Below are 14,254 nucleotides of genomic sequence, written 5' to 3' on the forward strand. Positions count from 1 at the left end.
GACGCTGACTGGCTCCTGAGCGTCGGTAGAAGCAGGCCGGAACCCCCGAAAACACAAACTGGTTACGCTGATGGGGTCCTTAGCGTAACCAGTTTGGGAGGGGGGACGGCAGCCTGGGGGGACAGGCCGCTCAGGCTCACGATTGCTGTGTACTTACGCTTGCGTCGCACTCGCGCCGGCGGTATCGCCCTTGCGGGAGACAGTCAGCTGGTAGGCGATCAGCAGCACGGCGAGCCAGATCGGCCCAATCACCACGGCCACACGGTAGCTGGGGGAGAAGCACATGAGCACAACCACGAGCGCCATGAACGCGAGCACCAGCCACGGCGTGACCTTGGCGAGCGGCAGCTTGAAGTGAATCGCGTCAAGCGCGTCCTGCCCACTGCGTCCGGCGAGCTCGTTCGGCCCGTCACCCGCGGCGACGGCCTTGCGGAAGTGCATTTCGGTGAGCATGATCATTGACCAGTTGATCACCGCGGCGATCGTCGCGATGCTCATCAGGTAGTTGAACGCGAATTGCGGCCACAGGAACACCACAACCACAGCGATCACCGTGATCGCTGCCGAGGTCAGCACTGCCGCAGCCGGCACACCGCGCTTGTTCAGTCGGCCGAGATACGCGGGCGCGTTGCCCTGCTTCGCAAGCGAATACAGCATGCGCGAGTTCGAATACAAGCCAGAATTGTAGACGCTCATCACCGCGGTCAGGCACACGAAGTTGAGGATGCCGGCGGCCGCGTGCACGCCCACGGAATCAAAAATCTGCACGAACGGGCTTGACTTGCCGTCGATTGTGTTCCACGGCACCACCGCCATGATCACGCCGAGCGCGGCGACATAGAAGACCAGGATGCGCCAGATAACGCCGTTCGTCGCCTTCGGAATGGTGGTGCGCGGATCCTCCGCCTCGCCCGCGGTCACGCCGATGAGCTCGGTGCCGCCGAAGCTGAACATGACCACGCACAGCGCCATCAGCAGGCCGGTCCACTGACCGTCAGACCCGCGGGACAGCAGGCCGTGAGGCATGAATCCGCCACCGATCGTGAACCAGTTCGCGAAGGACGCCCGCACGCCGGACACTCCCGGAATCCCCATGATGATCACCGCAATGCCGCCGACGATCATCGCCAGAACCGCAGCGATCTTGATAATCGCGAACCAGAACTCAAATTCACCGAACTTCGAGACGCCCATCAGGTTCATCGCGGTGATCAGCACTAGGAAGAACGCCGCGGACACCCATTGCGGAATCGCCGGGAACCAGTAGTTCACGAACGAGCCGACCACCGCAAGCTCGACCATCGACACGAGAATGTAGTTGAACCAGTAGTTCCATCCGGACACAAAGCCCGCACGCTTCGACCAGTAGCGGGTCGCATAGTAGCTGAACGCGCCGGCTTTCGGCTCTTCGACGCTCATCTCCGACATTGCGCGCACAATCAGGAAAATCGCGAGACCGCCGATCACGTACGCAAGCAGAATACTCGGCCCCGCGAGGCTGATCGATTCGCTCGACCCGTAAAACAGGCCTGTGCCGATGGCTCCGCCCAGCGCAATGAGCTGGATATGGCGGTTTTTCAATGATTTGTGCAGACTTGGCTGGTTGTCGGTTGCTGCGGTTGCGTCGGTTGCTGCGGCGGTTGAGGCAGTTGTCTGCTGCTGTGCCGACGCCTCGTCATGCGTTTCCGCCTGCACTGGCTCAGTGTTCTTGATGCTCATGCTTTCCTCTCTGATTGCTCAGGTCGTGCGCCGGCACATCGGTGCGGCGCTGCGACGGTGACATTGTAGCGCGCAGACACGAGGTATCCCGCCGTCATCTCACGCGACGGTTGCGTTCGCGCCCGACCTGGTGCGCAAAATCGCAGAAGCCATAGTCCTGCCGCCATATCGCACGTGGCGTCATCTCGCGTGACGGTCGCGTTCACGCGGCGAAGCCTCTCCATGTGGTTCCGCCGAACCCTGCGCCATGGCGTGTAGCACCGGCGGCAACGACTGCGTGTAAATCACGTGCGCAATCGCTTCAGGTGTGGCGGAAAACCCGTCATCCACCCACGACTGCACAAGCCCGAGCCCGCCGGTGATGCAGAACAGCAGTCGCATATTGGCAAGACTGGGGTCTGCCCCGTCGGACTGCGCGCGGGACTGCCAATTGTTGTAATCGAGAATGATGGAGATGAGCCTGCGCTGGAATTGCGGATCGGTTTTCAGGCTCAGCAGAATCCGGACGCGATCCTTGTTGTCCGCTGCGTATTGGCAAATACTGGTGATGACCGGCTCAAGATCGGCCCGCAGCGTGGTCTTGAACGCCGTGGCGATTGCGTGGTCCAGCCATGTGAGCGTCTCGTTTTCAATATCCGCGACCAGATCCTGGATGTTGTCGTAATAGCTGTAAAACGTTGAGCGGTTAATCCCGGCCCGCTGACAAACCTCTTTCACGCTGATTGACTGCAAAGGCTGGGTTTGCAACAGTTTGATGACGGTATCCTGCAGAACGTGACGAGTGAATCTTGTCCGAGCATTGTCTGTGCGTTCGCGTGGCATTGTGACCACCCCCCAAAAGCATTGTATCGGTCACGCGTGTACTTTCTGAGCTACCACCATCAGCGCCGATGTGCAATCGGAAGCACGATACATGGCCCATCTCGCCTCAAGGCACAAACCGGCGATTTTCCGCCATCGCGACGATAATGGCGGTATGACCGTCGATCTTGTCTCGCTTACCATCATCATGCTCGTGGCGGTGCTGTGCCCAGTCATCGTGCAGCTCATCCCCGGCAAACCCGTGCCGCAGACCGTGCTGTTGCTGCTCGCCGGGGCGTTGCTGGGGCCGCATATGTTCGGGGTGATACAGGTCAGCGACTCGGTGGAACTGCTCAGCGAGCTGGGGCTCGCGTTTCTGTTTCTGCTGGCCGGGTACGAGATCGACCCCAAGCAGTTGGGCGGGCATCAGGGCCGCGTGGGGTTGGCGACGTGGGTGGCGACATTTGTGCTTGCGTTCGCGGTGATTACCTTCGTGCCGTACTTCAAACGGCATGACATGACTGGAATGGCCGCGGTGATCACGCTCACCACGACCGCGCTCGGCACGCTAATGCCGATTCTCAAGGAACGCGGACTCGAAGGCACGCCGGTTGGCAACGCGGTGGTCGCCTACGGCACGTGGGGTGAGCTGTGCCCGGTGCTGATGATGGCGGTGTTGCTGTCCACGCGCTCGCAATGGCAGACTTTCCTCACCCTCGCCGTATTCGCCGTGATTTGCGCGGTCGCAGCGCTTGTGCCAGCGAAGGCACGCAAGGCGGGCAACCGGTTCTACAGGCTCGTGACCAAGCATTCGAACATTTCCGAGCAGGTACTCATGCGTCTGACTGTGCTGCTGCTCATCACGCTGGTGACGGTGTCAGCGATTTTCGACCTCGATGTGGTGCTGGGTGCGTTTGCCGCGGGATTCATTCTGCGATACGTGATTCCGGAAGGCTCGCAGACCTTGGAAACGCGGCTTGACGGGATTTCGTACGGCTTCTTCATCCCGATTTTCTTCGTTGTTTCTGGCGCGGCGATTGATTTGAAGGCCGTCGGCGGCAATCCGGGATTGCTGATTGTGTTCATCGTCGTGCTGATGCTGATTCGTGCGGTGCCTGTGTATATCGCCATGTCCTTGGACCGCAAGGCGAACCCGATGTCGTCGCATCACCGTGTGACCGTCGCTGTGTATTGTGCGACTGCGCTGCCGTTGATTGTTGCGGTGACGACAGTCGCGGTTAAAGCGGGTACGATGCAGCAGATGACCGCGTCCACGCTGGTCGCCGCCGGTGCGGTGACGGTGTTCTTGATGCCGTTGCTCGCCGGGCTGACCTACCGCGTGGCGGATGTGCACCCGGTGACCGCGATCGGCGAGATTGCGCACGACCCGCACGATTACCGGCAGATTCTGCACGAACATATCGAGATGGCGCATCTGCTACGGCATGCGGAACGGATGGACGTGTTCGTCGCGCGCATGGATACGTTGCCGCCAGCTGCGAGTGCCGCGGATGCGAAACTGCGGGCGGAGTTGGGGCAACGCGCCGAGCGGGAGCGCGACCGGTGCTTGCGTGAGCTGGGCATCGATCCGGCGACCGCGCAGGAGTACCGGGAAGACTCGGTGAAGCGCTGGCGGCAGGCGGCGAGTAAGCGGGCTGGTGGTGCTGCGGGTGCGGGTGGTACTGGTGGCAGTGCGTCCGGGGCTGGTGCTTCCGGGGGTGCCGCCTGATCTGGCACTTTGTGAGTGGATCCTCACACAACGTCCCCTGACAATGCCCGGAACCTTGGTCTGGGCCGTCTGATCCGCCACCGTGTGAGTCAATCCTCACACAACGCCCCTCGGCAGTGCCTGGAACCTTGGTCTGGGGCTGCTCGACCTCCGTTGTGTGAGTGGATCCTCACACAACGCCCCTTTGCGCCGCTCGGTATTCCGGTCCGTGCCGCCTGACCCGGCAGTGTGTGAGTGGATCCTCACACGATGCCCCTTGTCATTACCCGGAACCTTCATCCGGTTCCGTCCGGCCGTCGTTGTGTGAGTGGGTCCTCGCACAGTCCGGTCTGTCGCGTTGTGTTTGTCGGGGCATACGCGGTGTGCAGGTTGATGGCGTGACTGATGATTGGGGAGCCAGGTCTGTCGGGTTGTGTATGTCTGGGCATGCGGGGCGATACTGACGCTGCAGGGTTGGCTCGTGTCGTCTGCCAATCTGTCAGGTTGTGTGTGTCGTGGCATACGTGATTGGTTTGCTGCCGGTCTCAGTTATCCCTTGCCGGGCTGATTTGTCGTGTTGTGTTTGTCGGGGCATGCGTGGTGTGCGGAGTGATGGCGTGGTAGATGGCCGGGGAACCGGGTTTGTCGGGTTATGTATGTCTGGGCATACGCGAGATGAGCCTGTTGCGGGCCTAATCGGTTTGGGTTGGTCGATCTGTTGTGTTGTGTATGTCGCGGCACGCGGATTGATGCGGACGGTGTGGGGCCGACTCGTATCGTCTGCGGTTCTGCCGGGTCGTGTATGTCGGGGCATGCGCATGTCGTGAATACGGTAGGGATGATTGCGGCGTCCGCTGTGTGACGTTCGTCGGTCTGCCGTCCCGCACCCCGCGTCCGCACCCCGCCCGTGCCTACCGCCCGTTCGGCGCGCGGCCGGTGGTTTCGCGCAGCACCAAGGTCGCCGGCACGAGCTCATGGGTCCGCTCCGGTGCCTCGCCTCGCAGCAGCGCCAGGACCTTGCGCGCTGCCGCATTGCCGAGTTCGACCGGATTCTGGTGCAACGTCGTCAGGTCAAGGGTGCGCGAGACTGGCGCGTCGTCGAAGCCCATGATGGAAAAGTCGCGTGGCGCCGCCAGATGCTGCCGTCGCAGCTCCTTGTACACCGCGGCCGTGAACTCGTCGGTCTCGCCCATGATGCCGGTCGGGTGCTGCTCACATGACAGCAGCCTCGCCACAATCCCAGCGGCGGTCACATCCAACATGGCGGGGGTCGTGTCGTGGTGGTCGGCCCCGATCATCACGATGTCGTCATCGCCGTACCCGGCTTGGGCGGCGGCAGTCCGGAACGCGGCCACGCGCGTCGAAGTGCCGTAGACCATGTCGTGGGGGATGTAGTCGTGCACGAAGGCGATGCGCCGATGGCCGAGCGACCGCAGCAGCTGCACGCCCGAGGTGATGGCGGCGGCGTTGTCGATGCCGATGGATGCGTCGAATCCGGCGGTTGACGGCGAATTCAGCCCGACGACGGGCATGCCGAGCGCGGAAAGCTGGTCGTGCAGCGCGGTGTCGAATTCGAAGGATGTGATGATGATCGCGTCGGCGTTGCGGTCACGTGGCAGGTCGCGGAAGAAGCGGTCGAGCTGCTCGCGGTTGGTCACGAAAGCCGGGATGGTGTCGTAGCCTTCCGGAGCGAGGACATCGTAGACACCTTGCAGCACTGATGCGTTGAACCAGGTGTTCAACGGCCCGGAGACGAGCAGCAGCACGCGCATGGTTCGGCCGGATGCGAGGGTTGACGCGCTTTTCGACAGGGTGAAGTTCAAGGATTCCGCTGCCTGCTCGACTTTTGCCCGTGTCGCGGGGCTTACGTTCGCGCTGCCCCTGAGCGCGCGGGATACGGTGGCTTGCGATACGCCTGCCGCCGCCGCTACATCGCTGATTGTCGCCCTTGCCATGGTACTCCTTGCTTGTTGACCGCTTCCATCGTATCGAAACCGTTGGAAAACATGGCAACACGCGGCGGAAATTAAGACATTTGTGCGGTTGTAATGAAAGCGCTATCATTATGTTGCAATACAACGACTTGTCACGGGTGACGGCGGCTCTCCAACTTCCCGACACCACCCACGGCAAGACGCAAGAATCACGAGAAACGTACGTTTCCGGCCAGTGAGGCCGGCGAAGGATGTAACCGCTGTCATCGTGGTGGCGCAGTCGAGTCACGCGCCCATCACCATGACCTAGCGTAGAAAGGAAAGCGCATGGCAGAACGCAAGTCCCCCCAGTCCGCGCAAGAATCCACGGCATCGGATCGCGCCGCAGCGGCCTGGTGGCATCAAGCGGTGGTCTATCAGGTCTATCCGCGTTCGTTCAAGGACACCACCGGTTCCGGCCTCGGCGACATCGCCGGTGTTACCAGCCGCATCGGCTACCTCAAGCAGCTGGGCGTCGACGCGATTTGGCTCAGCCCCTTCTATCCGAGCCAGCTCGCCGACGGCGGGTATGATGTCGATGATTACCGCAACGTCGACCCGAAACTCGGTACGATGGACGATTTCGACAAACTCGCCAAAACCGCGCACGAGGCCGGTATCAAGATTGTCGTCGATATCGTTCCCAACCATTCTTCCAACCTGCACCCCTGGTTCAAGGCCGCGCTTGCAGCTGGTCCGGGCTCGCCGGAACGTGACCGCTACATCTTCCGTGACGGCCGCGGCGAGCATGGCGAACTGCCGCCCACCGACTGGGTGTCCCATTTCGGCGGCCCTGCGTGGACGCGCGTGCCTGACGGCCAGTGGTATCTGCACCTGTTCACCGTGGAGCAGCCCGACTGGAACTGGAAGAACCCGGATGTGCAGGCGGACTTCATCAAAACCCTGCGTTTTTGGCTTGATCACGGCGCTGACGGCTTCCGTGTCGATGTTGCGCACGGCCTGTGCAAGGACCTCGACCGCGACAATCTCGACCAGTGGAGCGTCACCCCGCCAAGCCTGCCCGCCGACGGCAGCCATCCGCTGTACGACCGCGACGACGTGCATCAGATTTACCGCGAGTGGCGCAAGGTGTTCAACGAGTATGACCCGCCGGCATTCGCCGTGGCCGAGGCGTGGGTTAATCCCGCGCGGCAGTATCTGTATGCGTCCGACGATGAACTCGGTCAGGTGTTCAACTTCGAGTTCGCGAAGAAGAACTGGGTGCGTGACGACATGCATCAGGCGATCGAGGAAGGTCTCGAGGCGGCGCGTCGTTCTGGCTCTACCGCCACGTGGGTGATGAGTAATCACGATGTTCCGCGTCACGCCAGCCGTTACGCACTGCCGCAAGTGCCGAGCACGCGGCATCATCAGTTGGCGCATGACTGGCTGCTGCGTGACGGCACCAGCTATCACGAGGATCGCGAAGCCGGTACGCGCCGCGCCCGGGCCGCGATTTTGATGGAGCTTGCATTGCCCGGTTCGGCGTACCTGTACCAGGGCGAAGAGCTTGGTCTGTTCGAGGTCGCTGATATTCCGTGGGACAAGCTCGAGGATCCGACCGCGCGCAATAGCGAACGTGCGGCCAAGGACAAGGGGCGTGACGGGTGCCGCGTCCCCCTGCCGTGGGTCGCCGCCGACGGGGTCGAGGGGTCGTTCGGCTTCTCGCCTCGTGTGAAATCCGTGGGCGCTGGCGTTTCCGCCGATCAGGCCGGGCAGCCGTCGGAGCCTGCACACCTGCCGCAACCCGCATGGTTCGCTGATTTCGCCGCCGACCGTGAGAGCGCGCAGCCGGAGTCGATGTTGAATCTGTATCGCAGGGCGTTGGCGTTGCGCCATGAGCTGATGCCGGCCGACACAACGCTGACTTGGCTGGATGAAGACCGCCCGTCTGATGTGCCGGATGGCGCTGACGGTCAGCACGGCGGCGTGATTGCTTACCGCCGGTCCAACGGCTGGGTGAGCGTCACCAATTTCGGCGCGGAACCGGTCGCATTGCCGGCGGGGGAGGTGCTGCTCGCTTCCGGCGAGCTGTGCTCCGACGGCCGGCTGCCGCAAGATACCACCGTTTGGCTGCGATTGAACCAGGACTGATAGCGCTTTCATCGCTGGCTGGGGGTGATGCCCATATCAGGGCATTCCTCCGGCCGGCAGCCCCCGTTGCGCCCCTGCTGTCGTATTATCGGCGCTTCGGCCGCAATTGATATCCATCGTCAACATTTGTTACTCTTCCTGTCCGCAACGGCAACGATGCCGGGCGAATCTGCCGTTATTACTTTATCCGTCCACCACAAGTGCGGCCATCAACCGCAGTTCATCAGCAACAAAGGAGTCATCATGAACACCACATTGACGAAGCTCACAGCAGCCGTGGCGGTATTCGCCATGAGTGTCGGCCTCGCTGCATGCGGAGGGTCATCGGCCGATAAAGGCCATGTGCGCTACATGAACAACAAGCCGGAAATCGTCAACCAATTGAAAACGCTTGCGGCCAGCTATACCAAGCAAACTGGCGTGCAAGTGGACATTCAGACCGCGGCATCCGGCACGTACGACACCACGATGGCATCGGAGATGTCGAAATCTGACGCTCCTACCATGTTCAATATCTCCGGATACGACCAGTTCGCGAAGTACCAGCGTTACGCGGAACCGTTGCAGACGTCCAAGGCGTACAGCCTGCTCAGCAAGGACGGCCGTGCTTACGCGTACAAGGACGGGTCCAACGTGTACACGCTTCCATATGCTGCCGAGTGGTATGGGATCATCTACAACAAGAAGATCATCAAGGACTACTGCACCAAGGATTACGCGGTTATCAAGTCCGCTGACGACATCACCAGTTATGCCGTGTTCAAGAAAGTTGTCGAAAGCATCCAGCAGCACAAGAGCGATCTCGGGCTCGACGGCGCAATTGCCACGCCGGGTCTCGACCCCTCGGACACCTACCGCTTCACCGCACATATGGCGCGACTGCCGTTGTTCTACGAGTATCGCGATCGCGACACCACATTCTCCGCAACGCTGAAGGGGACGTATCTGAACAATTACAAGAACCTGTTCGACCTTGAACTGAAGAACAGCCCGACGCAACCCAGCTTGGTCAGTTCCAAGACCTATGATGACTGCACGTCGGAGTTCGCGCTCGGCAAAGTCGCGTTCTATCCCAATGGCGTGTGGGCGTACTCGCAGATCAAGGGCAACAAGGTCGCCGACGACGACTTGGGCATGCTTCCCTACTACATGGGCATCAAGGGCGAAGGCGATTACGGCCCCGCAGGTGTTTATGACGCGAGCTGGGCGGTCAATAAGAACGCGAGCGAACAGGACAAGAAGGCCACGCTTGACTTTATCGCGTGGCTGGTGACCGACAAGACAGCAAAGAAGACTTTCGCGAAGGATATGGGATTCTCGGTGCCGTTCACCACCTTCGGTGACAGCGATCAGCCGGACAATCCGCTCACCGCGGCGGCGCGTGCCTACAGCGAGCAGGGAAAGAAGGAGGTTCGCAGCTTCACGATCCCTGATCAGCAGTGGCAGGATGACATTTCCAACGCGCTGGTTGAGTATGCGCAGGGGACGGGCGATTGGAATAAGGTGTCCAACGCCTTTGTCAACGGATGGTCAACCGAATGGGCGAACAACAAGGCCGAATTGGGAATGCTACCGAAAGCCGCGGCATTCTCCGAGTGACTTGCCATGCAGGTGCGTCGGCCGGCTCCGCATTCTTTCCGAAGTGGAGGGCTGGCCGACTGAACCTGCCGCTTGTCGGACCTTCTCTCTCCTCCCGTTCCCGTACTGTCGTCAAGATGGCTGCGGGGGCGGGATTCCGCGTATTATGGGGCGGCTATCTGGTTGTGGTGTGACTTGGCGGTCGCATGGCGGCTTGGTGTGGTGGGGTGGATTGCTGGTTCTGCTGATACCTGCCGGCCATGCCACTGCCTAGTTGCACGACGGGCGAGTATACCCGGGGCGATTAGTTGCCGCCGCCCTCTAGCGGGAATCACGACAAATCACAACAGTCCGTAATGCTCATCGAGCCACATGCGCATGTCGGCTTTCCTCGGCATCTCAATCAGCAATGACAGTATCGCCACGGTGCGTAAGCCATTGTTGCGCTGCTCTTCTGGCATGTTTCGCCACCAGTAGTCGGTGGGATCGCTCAGTACTTGGTGAAGTGTTCGGACATTTTTTCTGTCACTGTCGCTTGCATTGTTGAGTCTGAGCAGCTCCTGTTCCGGCGCATCAATCAGCGAGGCAAGCGTTGCAGCGTCGACAAGGTGACGGTCGATATTGCCCTGCGGGGCTTCCCGCCATGATGCGATTTTCATCAATAACGCCCCGAGGAGATCGGGAACTTCGATGATGGCGCTTTCATTGTTGAATGCCAGCGCCACTTGCATATGCCGTTGGAGTGCTTTGCGTGATCCAGGCATTCCAAGCATTCGGCTGGTCCCTAGAAAGCCCGTCGTTGTTGGCGCGGTGATAAATGATTATCAACTAGCAGGTCGACTGTCTGGTTGCCTCTGACCATTCTGGTTGTGTATTGGCTGAGGCTGCCTTGTCGGATGGCAAACCCCAAGGTGATGAGGTCATTGCGCACGCGCATCACCGAGTGCTCGTATGAGAGCACGTTGATGAGGAAATCGGCGTCTGTGGTCGGGCGGATGTCGACGTGATGCATCAGCGCGTGCAATTGCGTCATCAGGCCGCCGGTCAGCATCCACGTATGCGGGTCATCGGTGAGCTGCGCAAGGTGGAACACGGTTTCCCACGGTGTGGAATGTGGGATATCAACTACTGGTAATGGCATGATGATCCTTTCTGTTGAAATCGCGCAACATCGAGTCGAGCATGTCGAGTCCAGCGTTGCTTTCTCTTGGATCCGGCGACTGTGCCAAATCGGCAGCGCAGACGCTCAAAGGCATCTCGTCGCCATGCGGGGGAAGAAAGTTTGCAGTGTGTATGATCAAGGTCGTCGGGGAAGCGTTCTCGCGAATGAAGGTGCGCTTCATCAGGGAGGCGCTGATTGCCGCCGAAAGATAGCCTTCCAAAATGGAGGGGGATTCCAGCTGGAATGTTTGGGCGGTCTGGCCGGTGCATCCAGATGGAACGATGTACCGTCGGATTGTCTGGATGTCTGAGTGATGCGCCCAGAAGCAGGTTCGAGTGGCACGCATTCGCACGGTTTCAGACAAGTGACGCGCGTCCGTTGACTTCAGCATGGTGCGGATTCGATACCGTTCTTGCGGGGTGATCCACGTTGTGGGCAGCCCCGCAATAAGGTACAGTGCGGCGAAGGCCATGCGTGGGGATAGCGGCCGGCCTGCCGAACGGGGGCGCGCTCTGTATGCAAGCACTGATTCATTGCTGATAAGCAGACTGTGTTGTTCGATGTCGGCGACACTGAGTGTGCCCTGTTCTGCCAGAGCGCGGACGCGTCTGGGGCTGATGCCAAGGCGTAAGGCTGCTTGGGCGACGGTGACGAATGTTCCGTCCGTTCGTATCTGCTTCATAACCATAGTATATACATAATCATACCGATTACGGAAGAATATATAATATTCGTGCCTCAAGATTTCTGGATTAGGCGGGGTGGCAGTCAAAACTATTCGCGAATACGTATAGTTTTGACTATCGCTGCCCCCGGAGTCCATCGCCTGCGATGGATATGATGGTGGATAATTGCCCGCAGAACCCACAGAAAGGCGATCATGGACACGCTCACGGCCGAGAAGGTCCGCAACCAGGTTTTCAAGCTCACTTTCTTTAACGAGGGGTACAGGATCGATGACGTCGATTCCCTGCTTGACAAAATCGCCGAGTCGCTTGCTGCATGGGAGGCACACCACCCCGAGGATGTGACGGTGACCTCCGATGCGCTCGTTCCCTCCCAGCTGCCGGTCGCGCGCTTCAGAGAGACGTACAAGAAGGACGGTGTCGACGCGTTCATCGAGGAAGCCAGAGAGGCGTTGGCATTCCACGAAAACTACCGATATCGCTGATGGAACTGGCCGAGGATGGGGCTTGACCGATCGTCTGCTGTACCGTATGGCGCCGTGGCCCGCGGACGCGAAGATGACGCCGGGGCGTTCTCCGGCACGGTAGCGTCTCATGCATTCCTTTTTGAATTCGGGCGAGTAGACAATCTGCCTGGCCCTTACTTCGAGGACCGCGCCGAGGCGGGAGAGTCGTTCGCGTTCCTCGGGTGTGAACATCCCGTTTTTCATGGGAGGGCTCCTTCCTGTGGCTGGTACCGATTCCGGTTTTCCCGGGAAACCGGGACATGTGTACGGAATATGGGGTCCGCTTCAGTGACCTGACGGTCGCATGACGGCTTGGTATGGTCGGGTTGGCTGTGGAACCCGGGGGTATCTGGTTGTGGTGTGATTGCATGGTCGTACCGCGCGGGTGTACATGGGTTGCATGGAAATGGACAATCGCCGGTGATTCATGCAGGAAATCACAGCAGACCGTAATGCTTATCAAGCCATGCGCGCATGTCTGCTTTCCTTGGCATCTCGATGAGCAATGACGGTATTGCCACGGTGCGTAATCCGTTGTTGCGCTGTTCTTCTGGCATGTTGCGCCACCAGTAGTCAGTGGGATCGCTCAGTACTTGGTGAAGTGCCCGGACATTCTTTCTGTCACTGTCGCTTGCATTGTTGAGTCTGAGCAGTTCTTGTTCCGGTGAATCAATCAGCGAAGCCAGTGTCGCGGCATCGACAAGGTGACGGTCGATATTGCCCTGCGGGGCTTCTCGCCATGATGCGATTTTCATCAATAACGCCCCGAGAAGATCAGGGGTTTCAATGATGGCGTTTTCATCTTGGAATGACAACGTTACTTGCATATGTCGTTGGAGCGCTTTGCGAGACCCGGGCATTCCGAGCATTCGATTGGTTCCCAAGAAAGCCCGTCGTTGCTGACGAGGCGATAAATGATTGTCAACCAGCAGATCGACTGTCTGATCGCCTTTGACCATTCTTGTCGTGTATTGGCTGAGACTGCCTTGCCGTATGGTGAAGCCTAGAGTGACGAGGTCGTTGCGTACGCGCATCACCGAGTGCTCGTATGAGAGCACGTTGATGAGGAAATCGGCGTCTGTGGTCGGGCGGATGTCGACGTGATGCATCAGCGCATGAAGTTGCGTCATCAGACCGCCTGTCAGCATCCACGTATGCGGGTCATCGGTGAGCTGTGCAGGGCCGAATACGGTTTTTCACGGCGTGGAATGTGGTATGTCAACTGACGGCAACGGCATGGTTGTCCTTTCTGTTGAAATCGCGCAATAGCGAGCCAAGCATGTCGAGTCTGGCATTGCTTTCCCTCGGGTCTGCAGATTGGGCAAGATCAGCGGCACAGACGCTCAGGGGCATCTCGTCGCCATGTGGGGGAAGAAAGACCGTGGTGTGCATGATCAATGTCGTCGGAGAGGTGTTTTCGCGAATGAACGTGCGTTTCATCAGGAATGCACTGGTTTCTGCCGAAACGTAGCCTTCCAGGACGGATGGGGATTCCAGCTGGAACCTTGGGGCGGTCTGATCGGTGCATCCCGATGAAATGATGTACCGCCGGATTGCCTGGATATCTGAATGGTGCGCCCAGAAGCAGGTTCGAGTAGCACGCTTTCGCACGGCTTCAGACAAGTGGCGCGCCTCCTTTTCACCATCATGTCTACCGCCTCATTACGGTTTTATGACGGCTGTCGCAGCTACCCCTTGGCTGATATCCGGCGGAACTGCGCAACGAGCGCGACCGTCGGCGATGAGCCCGAACGCCATATGTTCGCCAGCTTTTATGTGATTCCCTGTTTTCAGAATATCATCGAACAGCTTCACATGTAAGGTCGGGGATCTTGGCGTTCCTATCGATGCTTTCTTCGAACAGTAATAAGATTCATCAGTTAAGGCTCATCAGTAAAGTCAAACGTTTTACTTACTGATGGCCATCTACGCCCCTCATGCTCATCAGCGCTGCTCTAGGGCAATGGGTAGACTGAGACGCTGAATGCCCCGCGCGTTGCGCGGCTCACGGTGGGGAAGGACGGTCC

The 14,254-nt window shown here is 59.5% G+C and carries 12 protein-coding genes; 4 read left to right on the top strand and 8 right to left on the bottom strand.

Annotated features, from left to right (window positions below; translation table 11 throughout):
* Positions 1 to 153 precede the first annotated feature (153 nt).
* Positions 154 to 1,719: an amino acid permease gene (locus CQR48_RS00805; RefSeq protein WP_244898860.1), complete on the bottom strand. Its 1,566-nt coding sequence runs from the start codon at positions 1,717 to 1,719 to the stop codon at positions 154 to 156.
* A gap of 180 nt (positions 1,720 to 1,899) precedes the next feature.
* The gene (locus CQR48_RS00810) at positions 1,900 to 2,541 is read right to left on the bottom strand and encodes a TetR/AcrR family transcriptional regulator (protein ID WP_101451640.1); all 642 of its coding nucleotides are present in this window, start codon (positions 2,539 to 2,541) and stop codon (positions 1,900 to 1,902) included.
* Positions 2,542 to 2,695: 154 nt separating this feature from the next.
* Between CQR48_RS00810 and CQR48_RS00815 the strand changes: the two genes are divergently transcribed.
* Complete coding sequence (locus tag CQR48_RS00815; protein WP_244898861.1) at positions 2,696 to 4,249, top strand: cation:proton antiporter; 1,554 nt, start codon at positions 2,696 to 2,698, stop codon at positions 4,247 to 4,249.
* An 890-nt stretch (positions 4,250 to 5,139) separates the two neighbouring features.
* On the opposite strand, the gene CQR48_RS00820 is transcribed toward CQR48_RS00815, so the two are convergent.
* Complete coding sequence (locus CQR48_RS00820) at positions 5,140 to 6,183, bottom strand: LacI family DNA-binding transcriptional regulator (protein ID WP_101451641.1); 1,044 nt, start codon at positions 6,181 to 6,183, stop codon at positions 5,140 to 5,142.
* Positions 6,184 to 6,489: 306 nt separating this feature from the next.
* Here CQR48_RS00820 and CQR48_RS00825 point away from each other — a divergent pair, with 306 nt between their 5' ends.
* Positions 6,490 to 8,295, top strand: a complete 1,806-nt coding sequence (locus CQR48_RS00825; RefSeq protein ID WP_101451642.1) for a glycoside hydrolase family 13 protein — start codon at positions 6,490 to 6,492, stop codon at positions 8,293 to 8,295.
* A gap of 243 nt (positions 8,296 to 8,538) precedes the next feature.
* Positions 8,539 to 9,894, top strand: a complete 1,356-nt coding sequence (locus tag CQR48_RS00830; protein WP_101451643.1) for an ABC transporter substrate-binding protein — start codon at positions 8,539 to 8,541, stop codon at positions 9,892 to 9,894.
* 320 nt (positions 9,895 to 10,214) lie between these two features.
* On the opposite strand, the gene CQR48_RS00835 is transcribed toward CQR48_RS00830, so the two are convergent.
* From CQR48_RS00835 to CQR48_RS00845, 3 genes are read right to left on the bottom strand one after another with little or no spacing between them, the layout of a single operon-like run.
* Positions 10,215 to 10,637, bottom strand: coding sequence for a hypothetical protein (locus tag CQR48_RS00835; RefSeq protein WP_143252437.1), 423 nt, complete (start codon positions 10,635 to 10,637; stop codon positions 10,215 to 10,217).
* A 20-nt stretch (positions 10,638 to 10,657) separates the two neighbouring features.
* Complete coding sequence (locus CQR48_RS00840) at positions 10,658 to 11,014, bottom strand: hypothetical protein (RefSeq protein WP_101451645.1); 357 nt, start codon at positions 11,012 to 11,014, stop codon at positions 10,658 to 10,660.
* Positions 10,995 to 11,717 carry a helix-turn-helix domain-containing protein gene (locus CQR48_RS00845; RefSeq protein ID WP_180334479.1) on the bottom strand — a complete coding sequence of 241 codons (723 nt, stop codon included), beginning with the start codon at positions 11,715 to 11,717 and terminating at the stop codon, positions 10,995 to 10,997. Before CQR48_RS00845 ends, CQR48_RS00840 begins: the two co-directional genes overlap by 20 nt.
* Before the next feature lie 198 nt (positions 11,718 to 11,915).
* Here CQR48_RS00845 and CQR48_RS00850 point away from each other — a divergent pair, with 198 nt between their 5' ends.
* Positions 11,916 to 12,206 carry a DivIVA domain-containing protein gene (locus CQR48_RS00850; protein WP_101451647.1) on the top strand — a complete coding sequence of 97 codons (291 nt, stop codon included), beginning with the start codon at positions 11,916 to 11,918 and terminating at the stop codon, positions 12,204 to 12,206.
* Between the two features lie 458 nt (positions 12,207 to 12,664).
* On the opposite strand, the gene CQR48_RS00855 is transcribed toward CQR48_RS00850, so the two are convergent.
* On the bottom strand, positions 12,665 to 13,357 hold the full coding sequence (locus tag CQR48_RS00855) for a hypothetical protein (RefSeq protein WP_101451648.1): 693 nt from the start codon (positions 13,355 to 13,357) through the stop codon (positions 12,665 to 12,667).
* Positions 13,358 to 13,445: 88 nt separating this feature from the next.
* The gene (locus CQR48_RS08970; protein ID WP_143252439.1) at positions 13,446 to 13,850 is read right to left on the bottom strand and encodes a hypothetical protein; all 405 of its coding nucleotides are present in this window, start codon (positions 13,848 to 13,850) and stop codon (positions 13,446 to 13,448) included.
* Positions 13,851 to 14,254 lie beyond the last annotated feature (404 nt).

The organism is Bifidobacterium thermophilum (assembly GCF_002846655.1).
GTDB classification, from domain to species: domain Bacteria; phylum Actinomycetota; class Actinomycetes; order Actinomycetales; family Bifidobacteriaceae; genus Bifidobacterium; species Bifidobacterium thermophilum.